The sequence below is a fragment of the Sneathiella chinensis genome (genome assembly GCF_012720115.1).
GTDB classification, from domain to species: Bacteria; Pseudomonadota; Alphaproteobacteria; order Sneathiellales; family Sneathiellaceae; genus Sneathiella; species Sneathiella chinensis.
On record NZ_VNWN01000002.1, the window covers coordinates 159,047 to 184,592 of the forward strand.

Annotated in this window: 28 protein-coding genes; 12 read left to right on the forward strand and 16 right to left on the reverse strand. The window is 56.2% G+C overall.

Annotated features, from left to right (window positions below; genetic code table 11):
• The first annotated feature begins 9 nt into the window (after positions 1-9).
• Positions 10-1,002 carry an ADP-glyceromanno-heptose 6-epimerase gene (gene rfaD, locus FQB27_RS00720; protein ID WP_169558961.1) on the forward strand — a complete coding sequence of 331 codons (993 nt, stop codon included), beginning with the start codon at positions 10-12 and terminating at the stop codon, positions 1,000-1,002.
• Between the two features lie 20 nt (positions 1,003-1,022).
• Here the strand turns inward: rfaD and FQB27_RS00725 are convergent, their stop codons facing one another.
• From FQB27_RS00725 to FQB27_RS00760, 8 genes are all read right to left on the reverse strand, one after another.
• Entirely contained in the window at positions 1,023-1,451 is a 429-nt protein-coding gene (locus FQB27_RS00725) for an MmcB family DNA repair protein (protein ID WP_169558962.1), read from the reverse strand.
• Positions 1,448-1,819, reverse strand: a complete 372-nt coding sequence (locus FQB27_RS16765) for a helix-turn-helix domain-containing protein (RefSeq protein ID WP_169558963.1) — start codon at positions 1,817-1,819, stop codon at positions 1,448-1,450. The genes FQB27_RS00725 and FQB27_RS16765 overlap by 4 nt, the downstream gene beginning before the upstream one ends.
• A gap of 14 nt (positions 1,820-1,833) precedes the next feature.
• Positions 1,834-2,481 carry a Smr/MutS family protein gene (locus tag FQB27_RS00735; RefSeq protein ID WP_169558964.1) on the reverse strand — a complete coding sequence of 216 codons (648 nt, stop codon included), beginning with the start codon at positions 2,479-2,481 and terminating at the stop codon, positions 1,834-1,836.
• Positions 2,471-3,148, reverse strand: a complete 678-nt coding sequence (locus tag FQB27_RS00740) for a LutC/YkgG family protein (protein WP_169558965.1) — start codon at positions 3,146-3,148, stop codon at positions 2,471-2,473. The genes FQB27_RS00735 and FQB27_RS00740 overlap by 11 nt, the downstream gene beginning before the upstream one ends.
• Positions 3,148-4,572, reverse strand: coding sequence for a LutB/LldF family L-lactate oxidation iron-sulfur protein (locus FQB27_RS00745; protein WP_169558966.1), 1,425 nt, complete (start codon positions 4,570-4,572; stop codon positions 3,148-3,150). Before FQB27_RS00745 ends, FQB27_RS00740 begins: the two co-directional genes overlap by 1 nt.
• Entirely contained in the window at positions 4,572-5,336 is a 765-nt protein-coding gene (locus FQB27_RS00750) for a (Fe-S)-binding protein (RefSeq protein WP_169558967.1), read from the reverse strand. Before FQB27_RS00750 ends, FQB27_RS00745 begins: the two co-directional genes overlap by 1 nt.
• Positions 5,337-5,409: 73 nt before the next feature.
• The gene (gene mltA / locus FQB27_RS00755) at positions 5,410-6,630 is read right to left on the reverse strand and encodes a murein transglycosylase A (RefSeq protein ID WP_169558968.1); all 1,221 of its coding nucleotides are present in this window, start codon (positions 6,628-6,630) and stop codon (positions 5,410-5,412) included.
• A gap of 28 nt (positions 6,631-6,658) precedes the next feature.
• Positions 6,659-7,351 (reverse strand): Tim44/TimA family putative adaptor protein, encoded by a 693-nt coding sequence (locus tag FQB27_RS00760; protein ID WP_169558969.1) that lies wholly within the window; start codon positions 7,349-7,351, stop codon positions 6,659-6,661.
• Between the two features lie 182 nt (positions 7,352-7,533).
• On the opposite strand from FQB27_RS00760, the gene FQB27_RS00765 reads away from it, so the two are divergent.
• On the forward strand, positions 7,534-8,079 hold the full coding sequence (locus FQB27_RS00765; protein ID WP_206374141.1) for an FxsA family protein: 546 nt from the start codon (positions 7,534-7,536) through the stop codon (positions 8,077-8,079).
• A gap of 99 nt (positions 8,080-8,178) precedes the next feature.
• Positions 8,179-8,667: a protein-export chaperone SecB gene (gene secB / locus FQB27_RS00770; protein ID WP_169558971.1), complete on the forward strand. Its 489-nt coding sequence runs from the start codon at positions 8,179-8,181 to the stop codon at positions 8,665-8,667.
• A gap of 93 nt (positions 8,668-8,760) precedes the next feature.
• Here secB and dnaQ read toward each other — a convergent pair whose 3' ends face one another.
• The 5 genes from dnaQ to FQB27_RS00795 are packed head-to-tail and all read right to left on the reverse strand — an operon-like array spanning position 8,761 to position 12,317.
• Positions 8,761-9,429 carry a DNA polymerase III subunit epsilon gene (gene dnaQ / locus FQB27_RS00775; protein ID WP_169558972.1) on the reverse strand — a complete coding sequence of 223 codons (669 nt, stop codon included), beginning with the start codon at positions 9,427-9,429 and terminating at the stop codon, positions 8,761-8,763.
• Entirely contained in the window at positions 9,422-10,018 is a 597-nt protein-coding gene (gene coaE, locus FQB27_RS00780) for a dephospho-CoA kinase (protein ID WP_206374143.1), read from the reverse strand. Before coaE ends, dnaQ begins: the two co-directional genes overlap by 8 nt.
• Positions 10,015-10,869, reverse strand: coding sequence for a shikimate dehydrogenase (locus FQB27_RS00785; RefSeq protein WP_169558973.1), 855 nt, complete (start codon positions 10,867-10,869; stop codon positions 10,015-10,017). Before FQB27_RS00785 ends, coaE begins: the two co-directional genes overlap by 4 nt.
• Positions 10,866-11,474: a Maf family protein gene (locus tag FQB27_RS00790; RefSeq protein ID WP_169558974.1), complete on the reverse strand. Its 609-nt coding sequence runs from the start codon at positions 11,472-11,474 to the stop codon at positions 10,866-10,868. The genes FQB27_RS00785 and FQB27_RS00790 overlap by 4 nt, the downstream gene beginning before the upstream one ends.
• A gap of 15 nt (positions 11,475-11,489) precedes the next feature.
• Positions 11,490-12,317 carry a pyruvate, water dikinase regulatory protein gene (locus FQB27_RS00795; RefSeq protein WP_169558975.1) on the reverse strand — a complete coding sequence of 276 codons (828 nt, stop codon included), beginning with the start codon at positions 12,315-12,317 and terminating at the stop codon, positions 11,490-11,492.
• Between the two features lie 424 nt (positions 12,318-12,741).
• Between FQB27_RS00795 and hemE the strand changes: the two genes are divergently transcribed.
• The 4 genes from hemE (at position 12,742) to rho (ending at position 16,760) form a co-directional block, all read left to right on the forward strand.
• Positions 12,742-13,761 carry a uroporphyrinogen decarboxylase gene (gene hemE / locus FQB27_RS00800; RefSeq protein WP_169560018.1) on the forward strand — a complete coding sequence of 340 codons (1,020 nt, stop codon included), beginning with the start codon at positions 12,742-12,744 and terminating at the stop codon, positions 13,759-13,761.
• A 15-nt stretch (positions 13,762-13,776) separates the two neighbouring features.
• A complete protein-coding gene (gene hemH / locus FQB27_RS00805; protein ID WP_169558976.1) occupies positions 13,777-14,823 on the forward strand; it encodes a ferrochelatase in 1,047 nt (348 codons plus the stop codon).
• 5 nt (positions 14,824-14,828) lie between these two features.
• On the forward strand, positions 14,829-15,278 hold the full coding sequence (gene hemJ / locus FQB27_RS00810) for a protoporphyrinogen oxidase HemJ (protein ID WP_169558977.1): 450 nt from the start codon (positions 14,829-14,831) through the stop codon (positions 15,276-15,278).
• 225 nt (positions 15,279-15,503) lie between these two features.
• Positions 15,504-16,760 carry a transcription termination factor Rho gene (gene rho, locus FQB27_RS00815; protein WP_169558978.1) on the forward strand — a complete coding sequence of 419 codons (1,257 nt, stop codon included), beginning with the start codon at positions 15,504-15,506 and terminating at the stop codon, positions 16,758-16,760.
• Positions 16,761-16,861: 101 nt separating this feature from the next.
• Here the strand turns inward: rho and FQB27_RS00820 are convergent, their stop codons facing one another.
• From FQB27_RS00820 to FQB27_RS00830, 3 genes are all read right to left on the reverse strand, one after another.
• Positions 16,862-17,836 carry a quinone oxidoreductase family protein gene (locus tag FQB27_RS00820; protein WP_169558979.1) on the reverse strand — a complete coding sequence of 325 codons (975 nt, stop codon included), beginning with the start codon at positions 17,834-17,836 and terminating at the stop codon, positions 16,862-16,864.
• Positions 17,837-17,899: 63 nt separating this feature from the next.
• The gene (locus FQB27_RS00825; RefSeq protein ID WP_169558980.1) at positions 17,900-18,379 is read right to left on the reverse strand and encodes a methylated-DNA--[protein]-cysteine S-methyltransferase; all 480 of its coding nucleotides are present in this window, start codon (positions 18,377-18,379) and stop codon (positions 17,900-17,902) included.
• Positions 18,380-20,404 carry a thioredoxin domain-containing protein gene (locus FQB27_RS00830; RefSeq protein WP_169558981.1) on the reverse strand — a complete coding sequence of 675 codons (2,025 nt, stop codon included), beginning with the start codon at positions 20,402-20,404 and terminating at the stop codon, positions 18,380-18,382. It lies immediately after the preceding gene.
• A gap of 111 nt (positions 20,405-20,515) precedes the next feature.
• On the opposite strand from FQB27_RS00830, the gene FQB27_RS00835 reads away from it, so the two are divergent.
• From FQB27_RS00835 to FQB27_RS00855, 5 genes are all read left to right on the forward strand, one after another.
• The gene (locus tag FQB27_RS00835; RefSeq protein WP_169558982.1) at positions 20,516-20,770 is read left to right on the forward strand and encodes a DUF6489 family protein; all 255 of its coding nucleotides are present in this window, start codon (positions 20,516-20,518) and stop codon (positions 20,768-20,770) included.
• 18 nt (positions 20,771-20,788) lie between these two features.
• Positions 20,789-22,120, forward strand: coding sequence for a tRNA uridine-5-carboxymethylaminomethyl(34) synthesis GTPase MnmE (gene mnmE, locus FQB27_RS00840; RefSeq protein ID WP_169558983.1), 1,332 nt, complete (start codon positions 20,789-20,791; stop codon positions 22,118-22,120).
• A 117-nt stretch (positions 22,121-22,237) separates the two neighbouring features.
• Positions 22,238-24,100 carry a tRNA uridine-5-carboxymethylaminomethyl(34) synthesis enzyme MnmG gene (mnmG, locus tag FQB27_RS00845; protein WP_169558984.1) on the forward strand — a complete coding sequence of 621 codons (1,863 nt, stop codon included), beginning with the start codon at positions 22,238-22,240 and terminating at the stop codon, positions 24,098-24,100.
• Positions 24,101-24,113: 13 nt separating this feature from the next.
• The gene (gene rsmG, locus FQB27_RS00850) at positions 24,114-24,722 is read left to right on the forward strand and encodes a 16S rRNA (guanine(527)-N(7))-methyltransferase RsmG (protein ID WP_169558985.1); all 609 of its coding nucleotides are present in this window, start codon (positions 24,114-24,116) and stop codon (positions 24,720-24,722) included.
• 11 nt (positions 24,723-24,733) lie between these two features.
• Positions 24,734-25,537, forward strand: a complete 804-nt coding sequence (locus tag FQB27_RS00855) for a ParA family protein (RefSeq protein WP_169558986.1) — start codon at positions 24,734-24,736, stop codon at positions 25,535-25,537.
• Positions 25,538-25,546: the final 9 nt, after the last annotated feature.

The window sequence follows — 25,546 nt, forward strand, 5'->3', positions numbered from 1 at the left end:
CTCCCTGACATGACGAAATATATTCTTGTGACCGGTGGGGCCGGCTTTATCGGCTCCAACATCGTTGCCGCCCTTTCGGACAAGGGATACACCGTGGCCGTCTGTGACTGGCTGGAACAGGGGGACAAATGGAAGAACCTGGCCAAGCATGTGGTCACGGATTTCATTGATCCCGACAGTCTGATGGACTGGCTGGCCGTTCAGGGCGCGGACCTGGATGCCATCATTCACATGGGGGCCATTTCCGCGACCACGGAAACAGACGGGGACATGATCCTGAACCGCAATTTCCGACCGACGCGGGCGCTGTGGGACTGGTGCACCGCCACCAGAACCCCGTTCCTGTATGCTTCCAGCGCGGCCACCTATGGGGATGGCAGCGCCGGGTTCGATGATGACCAGTCCGAAGACAGGCTGGCAACCCTGCATCCGCTCAACCTCTATGGGTGGAGCAAACACGCCTTTGACAAGGTCGTGGCCCGGATCGAGAAACAGGGCGGCCCCACGCCGCCGCAATGGGCGGGGCTGAAATTCTTCAATGTTTACGGGCCAAATGAATACCACAAGGAAGGCATGAAAAGCGTCATCGCCCAATCCTATCCCAAGGTCGCAGGCGGTGAGCCCGTCACCCTGTTCCGGTCCCATCATCCCGATTATGAGGATGGCGGCCAGCTTCGGGACTTTGTCTATGTGAAGGATTGCGTGAAGGTCATCCTGTGGCTGCTGGACAATCCCCATGTTTCAGGGCTGTTCAACCTTGGAACCGGCAAGGCCCGCAGTTTCCGCGATCTGGCCCTTGCCACCTTCAAGGCCGCCGGGGTGGAGCCCAACATCACCTATATCGACACGCCCGAAGCCATTCGGGACAAATACCAGTATTTCACCGAAGCCAATATGACCAAGCTGCGTCAGGCCGGTTATGGCGGTAATTTCTACAGTCTCGAAGACGGGATTGAAGATTATGTGAAAGACTATCTGGGCAAGGACGATCCCTATCTCTGATCAGAAACAGGGGTCCGCGATCAGGACCCCCCGTCCAGCATCCTGAGCCGCTGGGCCGCCTGACGGGCAAAGCGCAGGGTCATGTTTTTGCGCCGGGCCGCGTTCAGTGTCAGGGGGGCAGAAGGGCGGATAATCCCGGCCATAAAGCCGTCGGACAGGATCAGCCCCTGATCCTCCGGCAACAAGGGAACGGGAAACTGTTCATCCACTGCAAAGAAGAATTCATCGCAAAAATCCAGATATTCCGGCCATTTGCTGTCCGCCCTGAAATCTGCGGGGCCGCTTTTGACCTCGGCGATCAGGATGCGGCCCTTATCGTTGATCCCCATCACATCGACCCTGCGACGAGACCGTAGTTTGACCTCGGTCATGCTGGCATAGCCCATGCTGTCAAACAGGACCTGCACCCCCCGGGCCAGACGCCGGGCCGGTTCGAACCGATCGCTCATCCCGGCCGTTTCGGGGTTGATTGTTTCAGGTAGGCCAGCATTTCCTGCAACCGGGCCTCGGGCAGGGTGCGGATTTCCCGCGACAGGATATTGGCATATTCCGTCGCCGTCGGGCTAAGGCCACTGGTATCCACGGTCACCTTGGGATGGGAGATGGCCGCCAGCCGGTGTAATTCCTCTGCCTCGTCCCAGATGATATTGAAATAGGAACAGATCTGCTCCACCAGTGACCAGGACGGCAATCCCCGTTTGCCATGCTCCAGTGCCGACAGATAGGCCGAACTGATGGCCAGATCCTCTGCCATTTTTTTCAGGCTGATCCCTCGTTGATCCCGCAAGGCCCGGACCTTGATACCAAAAGGTGTCACGTTCCTTCTCCCTCCTATCGGGTGCGTTTCAACAGAATATAGAGGGCGCCCGCGCCCCCGTGCTTTGCCTGTGCCGCCCGATAATCCAGTATAAGAGGCCGCAAATCCGGTTGTGCCAGCCATTTCGGCACCTCTTCGCGGAGCACACCCCGTCGGCCCGCCCCCATGAAAAAGGCATCATCGGTTTTCTCTTCGGAACTTCCCTTGCCCGTAATCACCAAAACGCACCGCTTGCCCGACCGGTGGGCGTTTTTCAGGAAAGACCGAAGCCGCACATGGGCTTCTTTCCGCGTCAGGCCGTGCAGATCGACGCGGGCCTCGATGATCATGCGGCCCCGGCGCAACCGTTCCGATGTGTTGCGGTCCAGTCCCGGAACATTTTCCCGCCGCGACGGGGTCACGGTTTCACGAAATTCCATGTTGGACGCGGTGATGGATTGCCCCACGGTGAACGGGGCCAGCGAAACAGACGTGTCTTTCAATCCACGCTTGACCGCCCCCTTCGACGATTGCCTTGCTGGCGGGGTCTGGTTCAACAGCTCCTCGAACCCGGTGACCCGGTTACTGTGCAACGGTTTTACGGTTTCCGCCACCCGCGACCACAGGGATCGGTCCTCACCGGTCAGGTCCTGCGTCTTTGATTTTCCGGTCTTACGTGCCATCTTCAACCAGAATAACGTGCAATGTCTTCGGCCCGTGTGCCCCCATGATCAGGGTCTGTTCGATATCCGCTGTCCGGGACGGGCCGGAAATCAGGTTGACGGTCCGCGGCAGGGCTTCCCCGTGCGCGGCGCGAAGGGCATCCCATGCCTCCTCAAAGGCCCCGACCATATCCGAGACCTTCAACACGGCAATATGATTTTCCGGCAGGAAATTGACCGTGGACGGGGTTTCAGGGCCTGACAGCATCATCAGGGTCCCAGTCTCGGCGATCCCGGCAAAGGCCGGGGACAGGCCCACCATATCCTCTTCTGTACCGGCGCCCACAACAACCTCGATCATGGGAACCGTATCCCAGCCAAGACCGGTCAGGATTTCCGACGGGGAGACCTTGATGCGGGTTGGCAGATTTTTCTGGCTCAGGTAATCCCGAATGCGTGCCGGAATATCGGCGGCGCTCGCAACCCGCTCGGTGGTGGCGCCCAGTCCTTCCATTTTTGTCTGGAACAGGTCAACCTGCCCCGCCTTTGGCAATCGGGAGCGTTCCGGCACAATATTGCGGGCATGATCGGCAATCCGCTGTTTCAGAAGGTCTGCATCCGCCCCGGCAAGGGGACCACGCTTTTTCTGTGCCCGGATACGGCCCAGTATTTTCTCACGGGCAGTCATCAGCGTCCCTCCCGGTTGTGTTTTTTCCACTGTTCCATGAAGGTTTTCCCCTCTGGTGCTGGCAGATCCCGCACCGAGGTCCAGCCCTTGGCGAAGGGCAGGGACCGGATGCGCCCCTTGTCCCCGGCAATCATCGACAGGACCCGCGCCGCCAACCGGGTGGTCTGGCGATACAGCCACGGTCGCTTGGCAAAAAAGCCCCACCATTCAATGGCCCAGCGATCCGGCTGCGGCCCGATCTGCTGTTCAAACGTCTTTTCCCGCCAGTATCGCAGGATTTTCGGCAAGGGAATGCGAACCGGGCAAACCTCTTCACAGCGGCCGCAAAAGCTGGACGCGTTGGGCAAATGCCGCGCTTCTTCAATCCCCACCATCTGCGGGTTAAGCGCCGCCCCGATCGGCCCCGGATAAACCCAGCCATAACTGTGGCCGCCCACGGCGTGATAGACCGGGCAATGGTTCATACAGGCCCCGCAGCGGATACAGCGCAGCAGCTCCTGCAGCTCGGTTCCCAGCATTTCCGTGCGCCCGCCATCCAGCAGGACCACATGGAAATTCTCCGGCCCGTCGATATCGTCTTTCCGCTTCGGGCCTGTGGAAAAGGTGGTGTAGACGGACATTTCCTGCCCGGTGGCAGAGCGGGCCAGAACCCGCATCAGGGTGCTGGCATCCTCAAGGGTGGGGACAATTTTCTCCAGACTGGCCACAACGATATGGGTCTTGGGCAGGGACTGGGTCAGGTCGCCATTGCCCTCGTTGGTGACAATCACCGTTGATCCCGTTTCCGCAATCAGGAAATTGGCCCCGGTTATCCCCACATCGGCGGTGACATATTTGTGGCGCAGCACCGTGCGCGCCTCTCCCACCAGCTTTTCCGGGTCTTCTTCCCGGTCCTGATAGCCATATTGCTGGTGATGTTCGTGAAACAGGTCAGTAACCTGTTCCCGGGTCTTGTGCACGGCAGGGCCGATAATATGGCTGGGCGGCTCGTCCGCCAGTTGGATGATATATTCGCCAAGATCGGTCTCGATGGGTTCAATCCCCTCGGAGGCGAGAAACTTGTTCAGGGCGATTTCCTCGGTGATCATGGATTTGCCCTTGGTCACCGTCCGGGCATTGGCATCACGGCAGATTTTCAAAACCGCCTGCCGGGCTTCCTCGGCAGTGGAGCACCAGTGAACATGGCCCCCTTCGGCAACGACCTTCTGCTCGAAATATTCCAGATAGTAATCCAGATTATCCAGCACATGATCCTTGATCTCAGCCGCCTGATCCCGAAGGCTTTCGAACTCCGGCAACTCCGCCGCCGCATCGGCGCGGGCCGTGGTGAACGCCGTCCTGATCCGGTTCATCGCCGCCCGAAGATCCTCGTCCGCCATGGCCTCATGGGCGCTTTCCTTGAATTTCCGGCTTGTTACCTGCATCAGTCGTCTCCCTCACCAATGCCCCGCTCCTTGCCCATCCCGGCAAGGATTTCCGTAACATGCAGCACCTTCATCTTCTCGCCGCGACGATGCAGACGACCGGCAATATTCATCAGGCAGCCAAGATCACCGGCCGTGACCATGTCCGCCTTTGTGGCCAGCAGGTTATCGATCTTGCGATCCACCATTTCCTCGGAAATCTCGGGATACTTGATACAGAAGGTGCCGCCAAATCCGCAGCAGGCCTCCCGGTCCTCGGCCTCCACCAGTTCAAGGTCATCGACCTCGTCCAGCAGTTTTCGGGGCTGGTTCACCACCTTCATTTCCCGCAGGCTGGAACAACTGTCGTGATAGGTGACTTTTCGGTCCAGTTTCACATCATCCGGCTCGAAATCCATCACATCGGCCAGAAAGGACACCAGTTCATGGGTACGGGCGGCCAGATCCTCGGCGGCCAGCAACATGTCCGGGTCATCCTTGAACAAGGCGGGATAATGTTTCTTGATCATCCCCGCGCAGGAACCGGACGGGGCCACCACATACCGATATCCCCGAAAGGCCTCGATCACGGCCGCGGCAATATCACGGGTGGTTTTCCGATCCCCGGAATTATAGGCAGGCTGTCCGCAACAGGTCTGTGCGTCCGGTACCGAAACCCGGCACCCTGCCTGTTCCAGCAGTTTGACAGCCGCAAACCCGACCGATGGACGGTTCAGGTCCACCAGACAGGTGACAAACAGGGCAACTTCAATTTTTCCGCTCATGGGGGACACGCTTATCCTTCTGCTCCAGCCAGGCTGGAACTATACTGTGACAGCGTGTTTTTCGCCATATGGCTTAGCTGATTTTTTGGGCCTTGTGACGCTCTGCCACGGAATTGGGCAACAGGATCCAGTAGCGGCCGCCGGATTTCATGGCCCCCGCCCGATCATAGGCCATCTGGCCATGTCCCCAGAACACATCGCCGCGCACCGGACCGCGGATGGCACCGCCCGTATCCTGCGCCATCATCAGGCGCCGAAACGGGGTCACTATGTCCGTATCGGGATTTTCCTGCAGTTCCGTTTCCAGCCAGATCGGTACGCCAAGCGGCATCCATTTCCGGTCAACGGCCAAACTGCGTTCCGGTGTCAGTTCAACCCCTTGCGCCCCAATGGGACCACCAGTGTCCAGTTCCCGGAAAAACACATAGGACCGGTTCAGGCGCATCAGTTCATCGGCCTTGTCCGGGTTGGTTTCCAGCCAGTCGCGAATGGCCTGCATGGACATTTTTTCCTTTGTCACATGCCCCTGCTCGATCAACGTCCGGCCAATGGCGTAATAGGGATGGCCGTTCTGTCCGGCATACCCGACCCGAAGGTCATTGCCGTCTTCCATATCGACCCAGCCCGACCCCTGAATATGCAGGAAAAAGGCGTCGACCGCACTATCCACATAGACAATTTCAAGGTCCCGGTCATCTAGGGCCCCGGTCTCGATCTCGGTCCGGTCGAAATAGGGTTTCAACTGTCCATCCCGAACAAACCCGGCAATCCGCTGACCCCGCAAACTGTCCCGAAACGCCCCCAGATTGACCATCACCAGATCATCAGGGCGCTTCAAAAGGGGGGTGTTATAGGTTTCCGACTTTACGCGGCTGCCTTTCAGGCTGGCCTCGTAATACCCGGTGAACAGCCCGTCCGGCTGATCATTATTCCTGACGGAGAAGGGGGTGAAACGGGTTTCCACAAAACTGCGGATATCCGCCGCCTCACCGGACAGGGCCATGCCTTGCTCACAGACGTCCTTCCAGTCACCGGCGGTTCCGGCAATATTCTGTCCGCCCATGGAGCGGCTGTCCGGCAGGGTCTGGATTTTTTCACAGGATTTTCCGAACGCGTCCAGAAACCCGGTAAAGCTGTCCTCACTCCAGCCATCAAGACGGGAAAAGTCGGACGCCTCCAGAACAAGCTGATCAGCGATTTCCTCTTCGGGTTGCAAGTAAGACCACAAAAGATAGCCGCCTGCGCCGACAACCGCGATGATACAAACCGCAAGGAACCAGTTTCTTGAACTCATGCCCAGACCAAATATTACCGGAAAACGATCAGGATGCGCTGCGGGTGGTGATCAGCAACCAGTTCGGGTTGCGTGATTTCAGGTCGCGGGCAAATGTCCACAATTCGCGAACCTTGTGGGGGTGGGGATCGCCTGTCACAACCACGCCATCCTCGTCCCGCGTCATGGAAATCAGTTCCACTTCGAAACGGATGGTGATTTCGGCTTCCCGGCCTTCCAGCTGGGCATCCTCGATATCGGCGGAATTAATGAACAGGATATCCGTGCTCATCACATGGCCAGCCTGTTCGCGGTCGCTGATGGACTGTTCAAAACTGTTGTAAACCTCTTCGGCCAGAAGGTCCTTCAGCATGGCGCGATCACCACTGGCAAAGGACCCGACAATGGCTTCATAGGCAGCCTGCGCGTTCTGAACGAAGATTTCAGGATTGAAATTGCGGTCCATAGCCTGAATCCGGGCCAGTGTCTGTCCTTTCGGACTGTCATCCACCGGCAGGGTCGGCTGGGCATATTCAACCCGGTCATTCATGGGAATGACGTTATCCGTGTTGTCCTCGGCGCCTTTCTTGGCGCTTTTATCGAATTTGTCACGGGACAGTTCTTCGCGGGGGGACTGTTCGTGTCCCATGCGTTTCCCAAGGACACTCCGAAGTCTCAGGAAGATAAACGCAGCAATCATTGCCAGCAGAATGATGTCCAGGAACTGAAAACCTTCACCCATAATATTGTCTTTACACCAGTATCGAAAAAAGGAGCTGCCTTCCTATATACAAGTCTAGCAGTGTGGTAACTGTAGCGACTTCACGTTTTAAGGTCCAGCCACATGGCATGCAGGAATTTAAAAACATTGCGCCTCTACCAAATAGATAGAAACCCAAGGAAGGATAAACAAGTTTGCCCCTGTTGTTTTTAGCAGCCCTGGTGGCCATTCCCGTTACCGAGATTTATCTTTTTATCGAGATCGGGGACGAAATCGGTGCCCTCAACACCATTATCCTGACCATTCTGACAGCGGTTGCCGGGATGGCGCTGTTGCGTATTCAGGGACTGAGTGTCCTGATGAAGGCGCAGGAAAATCTTGAAAACGGGCAGTCCCCCATCAAGGAGGTTTTCAGCGGTATCCTGCTGGCCATTGCCGGGCTGTTCCTGCTGATCCCCGGTTTCTTCACGGACAGTATCGGATTTCTGTTATTCCTGCCGCCGCTGCGGGCCGCCCTTGCTGGCTGGCTTTCCCGCACCGTAACCCCATCGGGACGGGGTGGTTTTCACCAGACCCATTTCCACAGCCGCCGCTGGAACGGCAACGAGGAAACCATCATTGACGGGGAATATAATATCGTTGAGGAGGACGAGAAGACCGATCCTGCGGGCCGGTCCAACAGCGATCCCCGGCGTCTGGACAGGCCCGAGGGCGGACCCGATGATAGTCCGTGGTCAAAAAACGGTTGATTGACCCGCGTCGCGGGTTGTTCAGCGATCTGTAACATGCTAGCCAAGAGCAGACTTTAACGCCGGATAGGCACAAGTAAATTCTGGAGATAAATTGTTATGTCAGAAAACGAAGCGGGTGCGGGCACACCTAACGCAGCCGAAGCCAATGAAGGACCGATGCTGTCCATCATTACCCAATATATCAAAGACCTGTCCGTTGAAAATCCCAACGCCCCGAAAAGCCTGAACCCGGAACTGCCGGCACCAACGGTTGAACTCGGCGTCAATGTTCAGGCCAAGGCCCTGACACCTGAAAATTTCGAAGTTGAACTTCGCATTCAGGCAAAAGCCAAACATGGCGAGGAAACCGCCTTTATCGTGGAACTGGTCTATGGTGGCCTGTTCCTGCTGAAAAATTTCCCGCAGGACGCCATGGAAATGATGTGCATGATCGAATGCCCGCGCATTCTGTTCCCGTTTGCCCGTCGCGTTATTTCGGATTCCACCCGCGATGCCGGTTTCTCACCGCTGCAACTGGACCCGATCGATTTTGCCGGCCTGTTTGCCAACCACAAGGCCACACAGGGACAGGCTGGTAACGCCTGATCTTCCGTGCATCAACGGTAAGCCGGATTTATCCATTAAAAAACGGGGCCAGCGCCCCGTTTTTTTTATTCTGTATCCGAAACAATCAAATCCTTACTGCTTCCAGATCGGGTCCTTGATGGTTTCCAGAAAAGCCGTGTGGGCGGCCAGTTCGTCGTCCGTTGGTGCATGAACGCGGGGCGGACGGGCCCGGCTTTTTGCCGATGTCACCCGGCGCCCCTCGGCCTCTTCAGACAGGGAAAAGCCGCGCTGACGGCCGCCGCGCAGTTCCAGATAAACCTCGGCCAGCAATTCGGCGTCCAGAAGCGCGCCGTGCTTGGTCCGGGCAGAGTTGTCGATCTTGAACCGGCGACACAGGGCATCCAGGTTTGCCTGCGCGCCCGGGAACATTTTCCGCGCCATGGCCACCGTATCAATGGCCCGGTCCATGGGAAGCGGCATCCGTTTGTGACGGATCAGTTCCGCATTGATGAATTTCATATCAAATTCGGCGTTGTGGATAACCAGTTTGGCATCGCCGATAAAATCAAGAAACGCATCGATTTCCTGCGCCATTACCTTGTGTTTCTTCAGAAACTCCTCGGACAGGCCATGCACCTTGAAAGCCTCGGCAGGCATGTCCCGCTCCGGGTTGATATAGCGATGGAAAACCCGGCCCGTGGCCATGTAGTTATCCAGCTCCACACAGCCGATTTCCACAATCCGGTCCCCGGTGCTCGGATCAAATCCGGTGGTTTCCGTATCAAGGGCAATCTCACGCATTTTTCAGCTCTTCCACCAGTTTTTTCACCTGTTCAAAGGTTTCTTCCTCGGAACAGTCCGTATTGATCACATGATGGGCGCGATCCCGCTTTTCCGCGTCGGGAAGCTGGCGGGCCAGAATGGCCTCGAATTTTTCCGCGCTCATGTCGTCACGGGCCAGAACCCGTTCTCGCTGAACCGGAGCAGAGGCACTGACCACAATAATGGTGTGGAAATTCTTTTCGCCGCCGGTCTCGAAAATCAGCGGTACATCAATCACCACCATGGAATGGCCGCTTTCCTCGGCATCGCGAATAAATTCGGCCCGGTCCTGTCCCACCAGCGGGTGAACAATCCGTTCCAGCCGTTTGATGGCGTCCTCGTTCCCGACCACAAGTTTGCTTAACGTCGGCCGGTCGACCCGGCCGTCAATGACAGCCTCGGGAAATTCCTGCTGGATCGGGGCCACCGCAATACCGCCGCGATCATAAAGTTTGTGAATTTCAGCATCCACATTATAGACCGGAATTCCCAGTGACTGGAACATCTTGCCAACGGTGGATTTTCCCATCCCGATAGAGCCGGTCAGGCCGAGCAGTTTTATTGTCATTTTTTCCCCAGTCCTTCCAAAACAAACTGTCTGAGATCGTCATCCACATCGGGTTTCACCCCGAACCACGCCTCGAACCCCGCTTTTGCCTGATGCAGCAGCATGCCAAGACCATCAACGGTCTTATACCCCTTCAACCGGGCCTGCTTCAACAGGGCGGTTTCCAGCGGCACATAGACAATATCCGTCACCACCGCGCCTGCCTTCAGGCCGTCCAGCGGCATGTCCAGTTCCGGTTGCCCGGTCATGCCAAGACTGGTGGTATTGACCAGCAAATCCACCGTCTCAAGGGCAGAGGCCCGCGCCTCCCACGGCAAGGGGACAACCGCACCGTCATATTCCGCCGCGATTTCCTCGGCCCGCTGTAAGGTCCGGTTGCTCAGAAAAAGTCTGCTGATCCCCATTTCAAGACAGGCATGGATAATCGCCCGGGAAGCCCCGCCGGCGCCCAGGACAAGGGCCGTGCCCCCCTGAAACCGGTCAATATCCACATGATCGGCAAGTGAGTCCCGAAACCCGATCCCGTCCGTATTGCGGCCGATCAGGCGGCCTTCCTCGTCCAGAACCACCGTGTTGACGGCGCCGATGGCCTTGGCCGCCGGGTCCAGAATATCAACAATATCAAGGGCCGTTTCCTTGAGCGGGATGGTCAGGTTGGTTCCCCGAAACAGGATATCTTCCCGCGCATACTCCCCTTTCAGGGAGCGCAGGGTCTGTTCCAGAACCTCCGGTGTTACCTCGCGGGCCACATAATCGGCGTCCAGACCATATTTCCGGATCCAGTATCCATGCAGGCGCGGCGACAGGGAATGGGAAATGGGCGATCCCATCACATTGGCTATTTTTTTCATGCAAGAAAGACCTTGTGACCGCGAAGGAAATCAATCAGGGGCAGCAGCGGCAGACCAAGAATGGAAAAGAAATCCCCATCCACCCGGTTAAACAACTGGGCGCCGTGCCCTTCCAACTGGTACGCCCCGACGGAGTGCAGGATATCCTCTCCGCTGGTTTCAAGATAATGGTCCAGAAACTCGGCAGAGAAATTCCGCATGGTCATTTTGGCCTCGTTCACATGATGCCAGATCACCGCACTGGTCTTCACCACACAAACCGCGTTATGCAAACTGTGCGTGCGCCCGCGAAGGGCCGCCAGATGGGCCTTGGCATGGGCCATATCCACAGGCTTGTCAAACCACACCTGACCACATTCCAGCATCTGGTCCGCGCCGATCACAAGCGCATTGGGGAAATCCTTGGAAATCCGCATGGCTTTCAATTCCGCCAGCGACACCGCGGTTTCCGAGGCGCTGACCCCGGCGGCATGCAGGGAATGCTTCATTTCATCCTCGTCCACGCGGGCGGGAAGGATGTCGAATTCCAGCCCGGCCTTCCGAAGCAGGTCGGCGCGGGCCGGACTGGCAGAGGCCAGAATGACAGGATCGTGGGATGGGGTCATGACTTCAAACCATGGTTACAGGCTAACGGACCGCCCGGTCTGGCGGCGATTGAACAGGGTGATGATCTGGGCGGCGGTTTCCTCGACGGACCGGCGGGTTACATCGATGACGGGCCAGCCATTTTTAGTACACATTTTTCGCGCCGCAATCACTTCCTCCTTGATCCGTTCCATATTCACATAATCGGTTTCCTGCGTTTCCTTCAGGGTCAGCAACCGGTTCTTGCGGATCTGGGACAGCCGTTCAGGACTGGTGGTCAGGCCAATCACCAGCGGCCGGGTCAGGTGAAACAGCGTATCGGGCAGGGGACAATCGGGGACAATGGGAACGTTTGCCGTCTTGATCCCGCGATGGGCCAGATAAAAGGAGGTCGGCGTCTTGGAGGTGCGCGACACCCCGACCAGAACCACATCCGCCTCGTTCAATTCATGGGTCAGTTGGCCGTCATCATGGGCCATGGTGTAGTTCAGGGCCTCAATCCGCTCGAAATATTCCTGATTGAGAGTGTGCTGCCGGCCGGGCAGGCCCCGACTTTCCTGTCCCAGATAGCGGGAAAAGGCCGCCATCACCGGGTCCAGAATGGAAACACAGGGAACTTTCAGCTTGCGGCACCCTTTTTCCAGCGTGCGGCGCATCTCTTTATTGACCAGCGTAAACAGAACAAGACCCGGATTTTGTTCAATGGAATCAAGGATATCATCTATCTGCCGAAGATTTCTTGTCATCGACCAGACATGTTCGACCGGGGCGGCTTTCTCAAACTGGACCAGGGCAGCCTTGGCCATGGCCTGCAAGGTTTCGCCGGTGGAGTCCGAAACGAGATGAAGATGAAATTCCTGCATGATTTTTTCTGTCCACCCTAGTGCTGTGGATTACGGGGATAACAGGGATAACACGGCTTTATTGGCCAACTCAAAATTTTTCTCCCCGTTTACGTCTGATTCCTCCCGCCTGTTCTCAAGCCGTGAATAACTCGGAACAGAAGATGTGGATTATGGGGAAAAGGACAATTTCAGGTGCATTTTAAAAAGTTATCCCCATAATCCCCATAATTCAACGTCAGGGGCCAAGGGGATTTTCACAGCATTATCCAAATTTAATTGAAAAACTGGATTTTATCCCCGGATTTCCTGTAAAGAGTGTGCATGAAAACTGATCCCCGTTATCCACAGGGATAAACAACAACTACTACCTATTTTTAAATATATTATTTGTAGGGATAACTTTCAGGAAGGTTATGTCGTGTCTAAAGTCCTTTCCAAACGTATGTTACAGGCTGTAAACGGTGAAAAAACAGACCGTCCGCCGTTCTGGCTAATGCGTCAGGCTGGACGCTACCTCCCGGAATACCGCGCTACACGGGCAGAAGCCGGCTCCTTTCTCGACCTTTGCTATTCCCCGAAACTGGCGGAAGAAGTGACATTGCAGCCGCTACGCCGCTATGACATGGATGCGGCGATCCTGTTTGCGGACATCCTCCTCATCCCGGATGCGCTTGGACAGCCCCTTGCATACAAGGAGGGAGAAGGCCCGGTTCTGGACCCGATCCGATCCGAAAGTGACCTGAAAAGTCTGTCGCTGGACAATCTGCACACCCGACTGGCGCCGGTTTACGAGACCGTTGACCGCCTGTCCGGGTCCATCCCGGACCACTGTACCCTGATCGGCTTTGCCGGTGCGCCGTGGACCGTGGCCACCTACATGGTCGAGGGGCGGGGATCGAAGGATTACGTCAATATCAAGAAATGGATGTACAGCGATCCGGCCGGCTTTTCCAAACTGATTGATATCCTTGTTGAAACCACGGTTGAATATCTGACCAAACAGGTTGAGGCCGGCGCTGAAATCATTCAGATATTCGATACATGGGCAGGCGTTCTGCCCGACAATGAATTCAACACATGGGTGATCCAGCCAACAAAACGCATCGTAGACAGTCTCCGTCAGCGTTTTCCGGGACTTCCCATTATCGGCTTTCCAAAAGGGGTCGGCGGAAATCTTGATGCCTTTGTGAAGGGAACAGGGGTTTCCGCGGTCAGTCTGGATACGGGCGTTTCCCTTGACTGGGCAGCCGCTACCATTCAGCCGCAGGTGACCGTTCAGGGCAATCTGGACCCCATCCTGCTTGTTACCGGGGGACAGGCCATGGTGGACCGGATCCATCACATTCACCAGACTCTGAAAAACGGACCGTTTATTTTCAATCTGGGTCATGGCATCATCCCGCAAACGCCGCCGGAAAATGTGGCCCTTCTGGCAGAAACCGTCAAAGGGCTGAAAAACTAGTCAGGAGAGAGTTTCGTGGCGCGCAAGGCTGTTGTTCTTTTTAATCTCGGGGGACCGGATAATCTCAACGCGGTTGAACCGTTTCTGTTTAATCTGTTCAATGATCCGGCGATTATTCGGCTGCCAAAGCCGGTTCGTTTCCTGATTGCAAAGCTGATTTCCAAGCGCCGGGCGCCCATAGCGCAGGAAATTTACCGGAAAATGGGCGGGGCCTCGCCGCTGCTGGACGAAACGGATCGTCAGGCCAAGGCCCTGTCAGAACAACTGGCCACCAATCTGGACGGGGATCAGTATCAGGTTTTTGTCGCCATGCGATACTGGCATCCCCGCGCCGACGCGGTTGCCCGGGAGGTGAAGGCCTATGATCCCGATGAAGTGATCCTGTTGCCGCTCTATCCGCAATTTTCAACCACCACGTCGGATTCTTCCCTGAAGGAATGGGCGAGGGAGGCGGACAGGGCCGGCATTTCCGCCGCCACCACCACCCTGTGCTGCTATCCCACCGAAACGGGCTTCATCAGCGCCTATACGGACCTGATCCGGCAATCCTTACAGAAGATGGAAGGGGAAGATGCCCCCAGGCTTCTGTTTTCGGCCCATGGGCTGCCTAAAAAGATTGTTGATGGGGGGGACCCCTACCAATGGCAGGTAGAGCAGACTGTGGCCGCTATTGCGGCGGAACTGGCTGTGGCCGATCTGGACTACCGGATCTGTTATCAAAGCCGGGTCGGACCCGTTGAATGGATCGGTCCGGCGACCGAGGATGAAATTGGCCGCGCCGGGGAAGACGGAAAATCGCTTCTTGTGGTGCCGGTTGCCTTCGTGTCCGAACATTCGGAAACTCTTGTTGAGCTGGATGTGGAATATGCGGAACTGGCTGCGGAAAAAGGCGTTCCCGCCTATCACCGGGTCCCGACGGTGACCTGTCATCCGGCCTTCATCAAGGGGCTGGCAGGGATTGTCCTGAATCGGAAGAGGGGCTGCCACACCAGTCATTGCCATGATCGGCTTTGCCCGAAATCCTTTGTGGGCTGTAAAACACAACCGAAAGAACAGGAATAAAAAATATGTCCGGTTTTCTTGCAGACATGTATCCCTGGATCAAGGCGTTTCATATCATGTCCGTCATCGCATGGATGGCGGGAATGTTTTATTTACCAAGGCTTTACGTTTATCATGCAGAGGCAAAACCGGGGTCCGAGCAATCCGAAACCTTCAAGGTGATGGAGCGGCGCCTGCTGCGCGGGATTATCAATCCTGCCATGATCATGACCTTCCTGTTCGGGGTTCTGCTGCTGTCCACACCGGGGATTGTTGACTGGTCCGCTGGCTGGATTTGGATCAAGATTACCATGCTGGTGATCATGGGGGCGTTTCATGGCTCCCTGTCCCGCTGGCGCCGGGATTTCGACCAAGACAAGAATACAAAATCATCAAAATTCTATCGGTACGCGAATGAAGTTCCCACGCTTTTAATGGTTGTGATCGTTATTATGGCTGTTGTTAAGCCGTTTTAGTCTGTATATACTTCAATTACACAGTTGACTTGGGGGGAAGAAGCTGTCATTCATGGGAGATGGTCGGGCGCTGGATCTACAGCCCGGGACTTGTGACCTGAACTTTCCGTTTCACATTAGCCGAAAGAGAAACGTACGCTCCAGACAGCGGCTTATTCCCCAATAAGTAAAGACATATCACACTCTTATCATCCTGGTATTAAATATTAATCTTTAGAGATTTACATGAATCTTCAAGAACTGAAAAAGAAGTCTCCTCCGGAATTGCTCGCTGCTGCGGAATCTCTGGAAATCGAGAATGCCTCGACCATGCGCAAACAGGAACTTCTGTTTGCCATATTGAAGCATGAAGCGGAAAAAGGTGAAGAAATCACCGGTGGGGGCGTCCTGGAAATCCTGCAGGACGGTTTCGGCTTTCTTCGCTCTCCGGATGCCAACTATCTGGCCGGTCCCGATGATATTTATGTCAGCCCAAGCCAGATCCGACGATTTTCCCTCCGCACCGGCGACACGGTGGAAGGGGAGATCCGAAGCCCCAAGGATGGAGAGCGTTATTTCGCTCTGCTGAAGATCCAGAAAATCAATTTTGAAGATCCAGACAAAGCCCGCCACAAGATCAATTTCGACAACCTCACACCGCTTTACCCAGAAGAGCGGATCAAACTTGAAACCCCCGATCCCACAACCGCCGTCAGTTCCGCCCGTGTGATCGATCTGGTTTCCCCGCAAGGCAAGGGACAGCGCGCCCTGATCGTGGCGCCGCCCCGGACCGGTAAGACGGTTCTGCTTCAGAATATCGCCAATTCCATCACCACCAACAACCCGGAAGTCTATCTGATCGTTCTGCTGATCGATGAGCGTCCGGAAGAAGTGACCGACATGAAGCGGTCCGTGAACGGTGAAGTGATTTCATCCACCTTTGACGAACCGGCTTCCCGTCACGTACAGGTTGCAGAGATGGTCATTGAGAAGGCCAAGCGGCTGGTGGAACACAAGCGGGACGTTGTGATCCTGCTGGACAGTATCACCCGTCTGGCCCGTGCCTATAACACCGTGGTGCCCAGCAGTGGTAAAGTCTTGACCGGTGGTGTGGATGCCAACGCCCTGCAACGCCCGAAACGCTTCTTTGGTGCGGCCCGTAATATCGAGGAAGGCGGATCGCTGACCATCGTTGCCACCGCCCTGATTGATACCGGCTCCCGCATGGACGAGGTCATTTTCGAGGAATTCAAGGGAACCGGCAACTCCGAGATCATTCTGGACCGCAAGTTGTCCGACAAGCGCGTCTTCCCGGCCATCGACATTACCCGTTCTGGTACCCGCAAGGAAGAATTGCTGGTCGACAAGGGCACGCTTTCCAAGATGTGGGTCCTTCGCCGGATCCTCAACCCGATGGGGACGGTGGATGCCATGGAATTCCTGCTCGACAAGCTCAGGACCAGCAAGACAAACGACGATTTCTTCGATTCCATGAATACCTGACGGAAATCGACTTAAGATTTAAAGAAAAAGGCGCCCCGGATGAGGCGCCTTTTTTGTGTCAGGAACGCGCTCGCGCCCCCAATCGTTTCGATAGCGGAATATTACAGCGTGAAGATGCTGGAGCCCGTGGTTTTCCGGCCTTCCAGATCCTGATGGGCCTTCACCGCCTCGGACAGGTGATAGCGTTGCTGGATATTGATTTTCAGCACGCCCTGTTCCACCAGTGTGATCAGATCCTGCGCGGATTGTTCAAGGTCGGCCCGCTTGCTGTTATATTCCATCAGGGTCGGACGGGTGACATAAAGCGACCCCTTGGCCGCGAGGATGCCCAGATTGACCCCCTCAACCGGCCCTGAGGAGTTTCCATAGGACACCATAAGCCCCCGCGGCGACAGGCAGTCCAGGGACTGTTCAAACGTTTCCTTGCCGATGCTGTCATAAACCACGGGAACACCCTTGCCGTTCGTAATTTCGCGAACGCGGTCCACAAAATTTTCGGTGCGATAGTTGATGGTATGGTCACAGCCGTTCTGGCGGGCCAGTTCGGCCTTTTCCTCGGACCCGACGGTGCCGATGATGGTGGCGCCGATATGCTTCGCCCACTGACAGGCCAGCAGGCCAACCCCGCCCGCCGCCGCATGGAACAGGATGGTATCCCCGGCCTTGACCTTGAAGGTCCGTTGCAGAAGATATTCTGCGGTCATGCCCTGCAACATCATGGCAGCGGCGGTTTCGTCATCAATGCTGTCCGGCAGTTTGATCAGGATATCGGCCGGCATGACCCGCGCCTCGGCATAGGCGCCGATGGGGCGGCCCGCATAGGCAACCCGGTCGCCAACGGACAATCCGCTTACGCCGTCGCCCAGTTCCTCGATAACGCCCGCCGCTTCCATGCCGATAGAGGTGGGGAAGGTGGACGGGTAAAGGCCGGTTCTGAAATAGACATCGATAAAGTTGAGGCCAACGGCATTATGCCGGACCCGAACCTCCCCGGGGCCCGGTTTGCCAACCTCCACATCTTGCCATTTCATGACTTCCGGTCCGCCCGGCTCCTGAAGAACGATTGCTTTTGTCATTTACTGATCCTTTTTTTATGCGCCCGCAGAAGTGAAAAGCCCGCAGAAGTGAAAAGAGAGTGTTTAGATATCCAGTTCCTGCTGTTGCGAGGGCAGGGCATTTTCCAGCCGCAGCAGGGCTTTCTTGGTGTCCAGTCCGCCGTCCCCGGAATAGCCGCCAAGGTCTTTTCCAGCCGCCAGAACCCGGTGACAGGGAATGATGATCGGGATCGGGTTCAGGCCGCAGGCATTGCCTACGGCCTGGGCGGAACTGTCCAGATCCCTGGCGATGTCCCCATAGGACCGCGTCTGACCGCCGGGAATGGCGTTCATGGCGGCACAGACCTGTTTCTGGAAATCCGAACCCGGCGGATTGAGGGGAAGGTCGAAATCCAGTCTTTCCCCGTCGAAATAGTCATTCAGTTGCTGGATTGCCTGTTCCAGAAGCGGTGTTTTTTCCTGCCATTCAGAAGGAACCCATCCCCAGTCAAGGGAAACGATCGCCCCGTCTTCCTCGGTAAGGGTCAGATCGCCAACCGGGCTGTGCATACAAAGCTGGGGCATTCAGGATTTCTCCTCAAGAAGGCTGCGAAGATCGTGGGAATTGTTGGCCGGATTGGAACAGACAGGCCCCTTGCAAATATAGGCGGTGGCCTTGTCGTCTTTGCGGGTCTTGCCTTTTGCCGGATGATCAAAGGGCAGGTCGTCCGTTGCTTCCAGAATATTGACGATACGGGCCGGCAGGCTGAAATCATTGAGGGCGGCCAGAAGGTCCAGCGTTTCCGGCTCGTCCCGGCGACCGACAATAATGACCTGCGTTGCCTCGATCAGGGTTTCAAAATTGTTCAGGAAGGTGGCCAGCGGGAAGAAATTGCGCCCCAGCTCCGCCGAGAAGGTTCGAACAATGTCTGTTGCCTTTTCAAACGGCTCCCGCTCTCCGGTCAGGTAATGCAGCTTGGCCAGCACCTCAATCAGGGTGCCGTTGCCCGCAGGTACCGCGTTGTCAAAGGCGTTTCTGGTGCGGACAATCAGGGCCTCCGCATCATCAGCAGTGAGGAAATACCCGCCTTCGTCCGCCCAGAAATGGGTGTTCAGGATGGTGATCCAGTCCTGTACCCGCTGAAGATAGAAATTCTTGCCTGTGGCCTCGAACAGGACCAGACCGGCCCGCGCCATATTGGCGTAATCGTCCAGCATTCCGGTGTGCCGGGCCTGACCCTGACGGTAGCTGTGATACAGGCGGCCCTCGTCGGTCATGGACAGGGAGGTAATGGCCGTAAAGGCGCCTTCGGCTTTTTCAATCCAATCCGGTTCGCTGAAATACATGCCCGCCTTGGCGAGGGAGGCAATCATCAATCCGTTCCAGTCCGTGAGAACCTTGTCGTCCAGTCCGGGCCGGACCCGTTTTTCCCGTTCGGCAAAGAGCAGGCCAGACAGATGGGCCAGCCGTTCCTCGGTTTCCGGGTCCAGCATGTTGGGGTAGGCGAGGCGGTGCAGGATGTTCACATCTTCCCAGTTGCCATCTTCCCGAACGCCATAGATTTCCGAATACTGGTGGCCTTCATCGCCCAGAATGTCGTTCACCTGCTGTTGGGTCCAGGTATAGAACTTGCCCTCGACCCCTTCGCTGTCTGCGTCCAGTGTGGCGGCAAAGGCCCCGGTGTCGGTGGTCATCTCGCGCAGCAGCCAGCCAATCGTCTGGTAAATACGGGCTTGCAGAAGGTCACTTTTGTTTTCTGCATGAACCAGCAGCATCAGGTCGAGGATCTGGGCGTTGTCATACAGCATTTTCTCGAAATGCGGGACCATCCACGCCGCATCGGTGGAATAGCGTGCATAACCGCCCCCAAGATGGTCATAAATGCCCCCCTGCGACATGGCGATCAGGGCTTTTGTCACCACTTCGGCCAGTTGTTCGTTGCCGGTCCGGATATAGCTGCGCCAGATATTTTCCAGAACATAGGTCTGCGGGAATTTGGGCGCCGATCCGATGCCACCAAATTCCGGGTCCGCCTCCTGGGCGTAGCGGTCGGCAATCCGGTCCAGCACTTCAAGGGTCAGTTTCGGGCGATCCCCCTCAGGGGTGCTGTTCATTTTCTTCAGGGCCGCTTTCAGGGCATCCCGGTTCTTGGAAACCTTTTCGGGCTCATTCTTGAAAATGCCGGAAACGGCGGTCAGCACATCGGTAAAACCGGGACGACCATAGCCGGACTGTTTCGGGAAATAGGTGCCGCCCCAGAACGGCTCCCCCTTGGAATTCAGAAACATGGTCAGCGGCCATCCGCCCTGTTCCCCCAGAAGGGAGAGGGAGGTCTGGTAAATCTGGTCGATGTCGGGGCGCTCTTCCCGGTCCACCTTGATATTGATGAACAGGTCATTCATCAGGGCCGCTACCTCGTCATCCTCGAAACTTTCATGGGCCATGACGTGGCACCAGTGACAGGCGGCATATCCCACACTCAACAGGATCGGTTTGCCTTCGCGTTTTGCAAGGTCCAGTGTTTCCTGGCTCCACGGTTGCCAGTGGACGGGGTTGTCCTTGTGCTGAAGCAGGTATGGACTTGTTTCCTTGTGCAGGACATTTTTCATGGTAACCCCGTAAAGCCAATCGTTTAACGTGCATTTCGTTGATCGAAAGCGTTATTTCACATACCCTTCTACAGGAAGATCATCCCCCGTTTCAATGAGGAGACCCCGGCAATGAAGATTAAACTTGATATTGAGTGCACGCCACAGGAAGCAAGAATATTTTTCGGGCTGCCGGACGTGGAAAAGATGCAGGAAGCCATCATGAAAGAGCTGCAGGACCGAATGATCGAGAACATTTCCGGCCTCGACCCGGAAAAGATGATGAAAACATGGCTGCCTGCCAGTATGAAGGGGTTCGATCAGATGCAGAACATGTTCTGGTCCTCACTTTCCGGGGACAAGGGCGGTTCTGACAGCAAGGAATGACAGGTCGGGAACGTCTTTATGCATAATGATACCATCTTCGCGCTGGCCAGTGGCCGGGGCCGGGCAGGGGTGGCGGTTGTCCGTTTGAGCGGACCGGACGCCTTTGCCATTCTTGAGAAACTGACAGATCGGCCGCTACCGGCGGTTCGGCGTGCCGCCGTGCGCGATATCTACAGTCTGGATCGGTTCTTTGTCATCGATCAGGCCCTTGTTCTGTTGTTTGAGGGGCCGGGCAGTTTTACCGGCGAAGATGTGGTGGAAATTCATCTGCATGGTGGACCGGCCCTGATAACGGCCCTGTTCGACCAGTTGATCCAGTTGCCGGATACCCGGCCGGCCGATCCCGGCGAATATACCCGCCGGGCGTTTGAGCATGGCAAGCTGGACCTGACGGAAGCCGAGGGGCTGGGGGATCTGGTCAATGCGGAAACCCATGCCCAGCATCAACAGGCACTGCGCCAGATGCGGGGCGAGCTTGGCGAGATTTATACCCGCTGGCGCGAGGAACTGATTTCCTATCTGGCCCATCTGGAGGCGGATATCGATTTTCCCGATGAAGACCTGCCCGACGGGGTGGCCGGATTGGTTCGGCCCAAGATCGCCGCTTTGAAATCGGAAATCCGTCAGCATCTGGCCGATGGCCATCGGGGTGAGAAAATCCGCGAGGGGCTGGATGTTGTCATTCTGGGCGCACCCAATGTGGGGAAATCCAGCCTTCTCAACAAGCTGGCCCGCCGGGAAGTGGCCATCGTCTCGGAGCAGGCGGGCACCACCCGCGATATTGTTGAGGTGCATCTGGATCTGGCCGGCTATCCGGTCACCATTGCCGATACGGCCGGTATCCGCGAAGCCACCGACCAGATCGAGCAGGAAGGGGTGCGGCGCGCCCGCGCCCGTGCCGAGAATGCCGATATTCGTATTTTCATGACCGAGCCCGGTGACCCGCCCTTGGCGGAAACCGAGTTCGGGGACATGGTGACCGAGGCAAGTTATCACCTGATCAACAAGCAGGACCTTCTGGATCAGGCAGACCGGACGCCGGGACATGACCGGCAGTTCCTGATTTCTGTCCGAACGGAGGAAGGGCTGAACCGGTTCCTGACCCGGCTGGAAGAAGACGTGGTTCGGTTGCTGGATGTGTCGGGGGCGCCGTCCCTCACACGGGTGCGCCATCGTCAGGCTCTGGAAGAATGCTGCGCCTCGCTGGAACGGTTTGAGCAGGCCCCCGAACAGGAACTGGCCGCAGAGGATGTCCGGCTGGCGGCCCGGGCGTTGGGTCGAATCACCGGTCGGGTCGATGTAGAGGATATTCTGGATGTTGTTTTCGGCGATTTCTGTATCGGAAAATAGCCTTTTTTGCGTGGTTTCACAGGGTGCTATGTGACATGTTTCACGTGAAACATTTCCCGGAAAGAAATGGCTCAACATTTGTTTTGACTTTTGGTTCAGCATTCATAAATTTGCCCCATGATTTTATATGATGTAATTGTGATTGGTGGTGGACATGCTGGCTGCGAAGCGGCGGCAGCGTCTGCACGGGTTGGTGCCAAAACCCTGCTTCTCACGCACAAACTGGAAACCATCGGGGCCATGTCCTGCAACCCGGCCATTGGCGGTCTGGGGAAGGGGCATCTGGTCCGCGAGATTGATGCCTTTGACGGCGTGATGGGCCGGGCGGCGGATGCTGCCGGCATTCAATTCCGTTTGCTGAACCGCCGCAAGGGACCGGCCGTGCGCGGCCCGCGGGCCCAGTCCGATCGCAAACTCTATAAACAGGCCATGCAGCAACTGCTTGAGGATCAGGACAATCTTGAAATCCGGGCGGACGCGGTTGAGGATCTGGTGGTTGAGGACCAGACCGTCAAGGGTGTGATCACCGCAGACGGGACCGTCATTCGCTGCGGCAAGGTGATCCTGACAACCGGGACTTTCCTGCGCGGCCTGATCCATATGGGCGAAACCAAAATCCCCGCTGGCCGGATTGGCGATGACCCATCCAATGGCCTGTCCCTGACGCTGGAGCGGGCAGGGTTTGAACTGGGGCGTCTTAAAACCGGGACACCGGCCCGGTTGGACGGGAAAACCATCAACTGGTCTATTTTGGAAGAACAGCCCGGCGATGATACGCCTGTGCCGTTTTCCTTCCTGACCCGCGAGATCACCACGCCGCAGGTTCCCTGTCATATTACCTGGACCACCGAGGAAACCCATCAGGTGATCCGCGACAACCTGCATCGGGCGCCCATGTATTCGGGCCAGATCACCGGGACAGGGCCGCGCTATTGTCCGTCTATCGAGGACAAGGTCGTTCGCTTTGCCGAAAAATCCAGCCACCAGATCTTCCTGGAACCGGAAGGGTTGGATGTGGATACGATCTATCCTAACGGGGTGTCTACCTCTTTGCCGGCGGATGTTCAGGTGGCATTTCTGCGGTCCATGCCGGGGCTGGAAAAGGTTGAATTTTATCAGCCCGGATACGCGATTGAGTATGATTTCGTCGATCCCCGGGAATTGAAGCCGACGCTGGAAACCCGGCGTATTAAAAACCTGTATTTTGCTGGCCAGATCAATGGCACCACCGGGTATGAGGAAGCCGCCGCGCAGGGCTTGATGGCCGGATTGAACGCGGCCTTGTCTGCCGGGGGGCGGGACCCGCTGGTTCTGGACCGGGCCGACGCCTATATCGGCGTGATGATCGATGATCTGGTGACCCGCGGTACTAACGAGCCGTATCGCATGTTCACCTCCCGCGCTGAATATCGCCTGATCCTGCGGGCCGATAATGCGGATAGCCGACTGACCCCGTTGGCCATGGAAGTGGGCTGCGTCGGGGCGGAGCGGGAAGGGGCCTTCCGTCAGAAAATGACAGACCTGACCGCAGCCAGCGCGTTGTTCTCATCCCTGACCCTGACCCCCAACGAAGCCCGTCAGAAAGGCCTCAATGTCAATCAGGATGGGGTTCGTCGGTCTGCGTCCGATCTTCTGGCCTATCCTGATATTGATCTGGAAGCCATTGGCGGGATCTGGCCGGAAACGAAGGACTTCTCCGCTGAGGTGCTGGAACAGGTGGCCATTGATGCCCAGTATAAAGGGTATCTGGAACGGCAGAAGGCGGACATTCGGGATTTCCGAAAAGACGAATCCCTGATCATTCCGGAAGATCTGGATTATGACCGGATCGGGGGATTGTCCAACGAGGTGGCTCTCAAGTTGAAAACCGCACACCCGACCACATTGGGGCAGGCCGCCCGAATTTCCGGCGTGACCCCGGCGGCGCTTACGGCTCTTCTGTCCTATGTCAAACGGGGCGATCACCGCAAACGAGCCTGACGGGCGGAGTTTTATGAATAAATCAGAGTTTCAGTCCAGAACCAATGTTTCACGTGAAACATTGGAGAAGCTGGAAATTTACGTCAATCTTCTGAATAAGTGGCAGAAGGCCATTAATCTGGTCAGTCGGTCCACATTGTCCGACGCATGGCTGCGGCATATTCTCGACAGCTATCAGGTTCTGGATCATGTGACAGCGAAAGAAGGGATATGGATTGATCTTGGCAGCGGGGCCGGTTTTCCGGCACTGGTGGTTGCCATTGTCAGTGATTTCGACGTTCATGTGGTCGAAAGTGATCAGAGAAAATGCCTTTTCATGCGCGAGGTTTCACGTGAAACATCGTCGCCGATCACCGTTCACAATAGCCGAATTGAGGCTGTAAGCCCGTTTCCTGCTGATGTTATTTCAGCCCGCGCTTTGGCGTCACTGGATCGCCTGCTGGAATATTCCGTGCCCTTCGCGACAGAAAAAACCGAATTCCTGTTTTTGAAAGGACAGGATGTGGATGCGGAATTGACCAATGCGTCGAAATGTTGGAAGATGGATGCCATCAAATACCAAAGCGTTTCAAGCAGCGAAGGCAGCATTCTGAAACTGACGAATGTGCGTCATTCGGGGTAGGGGGCAAGGTCATGGAAAAAATTGACGTTATTGGTGAATCTCGAATTCTTGCGATCGCAAACCAGAAGGGCGGCGTTGGGAAAACCACCACCGCCATCAATCTGGCAACGGCGCTGGCTGCTGTGGGGCAAACGGTTCTGGTGATCGATATCGATCCCCAGGGCAACGCCAGCACGGGCCTTGGTGTTGAACGGGACGAACGCCAGAATAATGTTTACGATGTTTTGATGGGCGATAAACCCCTTCAGGAAGCCACCTTCAAAAGTGCCATTCCGGGGTTGGATATCGTTCCTTCCACCCCTGATCTGACCGGGGCGGAACTGGAATTGATCGAAATGGATCGTCGCAGTCATCGTCTTTATGATGCGCTGAAGACGGTTCAGGATAAATACGATTACGTTCTTATCGACTGTCCACCGTCCCTGAACCTGCTGACCTTGAACGCATTGGTTGCGGTTCAGGCGGTTATTGTTCCCCTGCAATGTGAATTTTTCGCCCTTGAAGGGCTCAGCCTGCTGATCAAGACCATTGAACGGGTGAAAAACACCCTGAATCCGCGTCTTGAAATTCAGGGCGTTGTCCTGACCATGTTCGACAAAAGAAACAACCTGTCGGATCAGGTGGCGCAGGATGTCCGCAATTACCTTGGGAAAAAGGTTTATGAAACGGTCATTCCAAGGAATGTGAAGGTTTCGGAAGCCCCAAGTCACGGAAAACCGGCCTTGTTATATGATCATCGGTGCGCCGGCAGTCAGGCTTATATCAAGCTGGCGGGCGAGGTGATCCGCCGTGAAAAACAGCTGAGTGCAGCGTAATTTTTCGAT

Coding starts and splice junctions, on each gene's coding strand:
- rfaD (WP_169558961.1), top strand. CDS start 10: ATGACGAAATATATTCTTGTGACCGGTGGGGCCGGCTTTATCGGCTCC.
- FQB27_RS00725 (WP_169558962.1), bottom strand. CDS start 1,451: ATGAGCGATCGGTTCGAACCGGCCCGGCGTCTGGCCCGGGGGGTGCAG.
- FQB27_RS00735 (WP_169558964.1), bottom strand. CDS start 2,481: ATGGCACGTAAGACCGGAAAATCAAAGACGCAGGACCTGACCGGTGAG.
- FQB27_RS00740 (WP_169558965.1), bottom strand. CDS start 3,148: ATGACTGCCCGTGAGAAAATACTGGGCCGTATCCGGGCACAGAAAAAG.
- FQB27_RS00745 (WP_169558966.1), bottom strand. CDS start 4,572: ATGCAGGTAACAAGCCGGAAATTCAAGGAAAGCGCCCATGAGGCCATG.
- FQB27_RS00750 (WP_169558967.1), bottom strand. CDS start 5,336: ATGAGCGGAAAAATTGAAGTTGCCCTGTTTGTCACCTGTCTGGTGGAC.
- mltA (WP_169558968.1), bottom strand. CDS start 6,630: ATGAGTTCAAGAAACTGGTTCCTTGCGGTTTGTATCATCGCGGTTGTC.
- FQB27_RS00760 (WP_169558969.1), bottom strand. CDS start 7,351: ATGGGTGAAGGTTTTCAGTTCCTGGACATCATTCTGCTGGCAATGATT.
- secB (WP_169558971.1), top strand. CDS start 8,179: ATGTCAGAAAACGAAGCGGGTGCGGGCACACCTAACGCAGCCGAAGCC.
- dnaQ (WP_169558972.1), bottom strand. CDS start 9,429: ATGCGTGAGATTGCCCTTGATACGGAAACCACCGGATTTGATCCGAGC.
- coaE (WP_206374143.1), bottom strand. CDS start 10,018: ATGACAATAAAACTGCTCGGCCTGACCGGCTCTATCGGGATGGGAAAA.
- FQB27_RS00785 (WP_169558973.1), bottom strand. CDS start 10,869: ATGAAAAAAATAGCCAATGTGATGGGATCGCCCATTTCCCATTCCCTG.
- FQB27_RS00790 (WP_169558974.1), bottom strand. CDS start 11,474: ATGACCCCATCCCACGATCCTGTCATTCTGGCCTCTGCCAGTCCGGCC.
- FQB27_RS00795 (WP_169558975.1), bottom strand. CDS start 12,317: ATGCAGGAATTTCATCTTCATCTCGTTTCGGACTCCACCGGCGAAACC.
- hemE (WP_169560018.1), top strand. CDS start 12,742: ATGTTACAGGCTGTAAACGGTGAAAAAACAGACCGTCCGCCGTTCTGG.
- hemJ (WP_169558977.1), top strand. CDS start 14,829: ATGTCCGGTTTTCTTGCAGACATGTATCCCTGGATCAAGGCGTTTCAT.
- rho (WP_169558978.1), top strand. CDS start 15,504: ATGAATCTTCAAGAACTGAAAAAGAAGTCTCCTCCGGAATTGCTCGCT.
- FQB27_RS00820 (WP_169558979.1), bottom strand. CDS start 17,836: ATGACAAAAGCAATCGTTCTTCAGGAGCCGGGCGGACCGGAAGTCATG.
- FQB27_RS00825 (WP_169558980.1), bottom strand. CDS start 18,379: ATGCCCCAGCTTTGTATGCACAGCCCGGTTGGCGATCTGACCCTTACC.
- FQB27_RS00830 (WP_169558981.1), bottom strand. CDS start 20,404: ATGAAAAATGTCCTGCACAAGGAAACAAGTCCATACCTGCTTCAGCAC.
- FQB27_RS00835 (WP_169558982.1), top strand. CDS start 20,516: ATGAAGATTAAACTTGATATTGAGTGCACGCCACAGGAAGCAAGAATA.
- mnmE (WP_169558983.1), top strand. CDS start 20,789: ATGCATAATGATACCATCTTCGCGCTGGCCAGTGGCCGGGGCCGGGCA.
- mnmG (WP_169558984.1), top strand. CDS start 22,238: ATGATTTTATATGATGTAATTGTGATTGGTGGTGGACATGCTGGCTGC.
- rsmG (WP_169558985.1), top strand. CDS start 24,114: ATGAATAAATCAGAGTTTCAGTCCAGAACCAATGTTTCACGTGAAACA.
- FQB27_RS00855 (WP_169558986.1), top strand. CDS start 24,734: ATGGAAAAAATTGACGTTATTGGTGAATCTCGAATTCTTGCGATCGCA.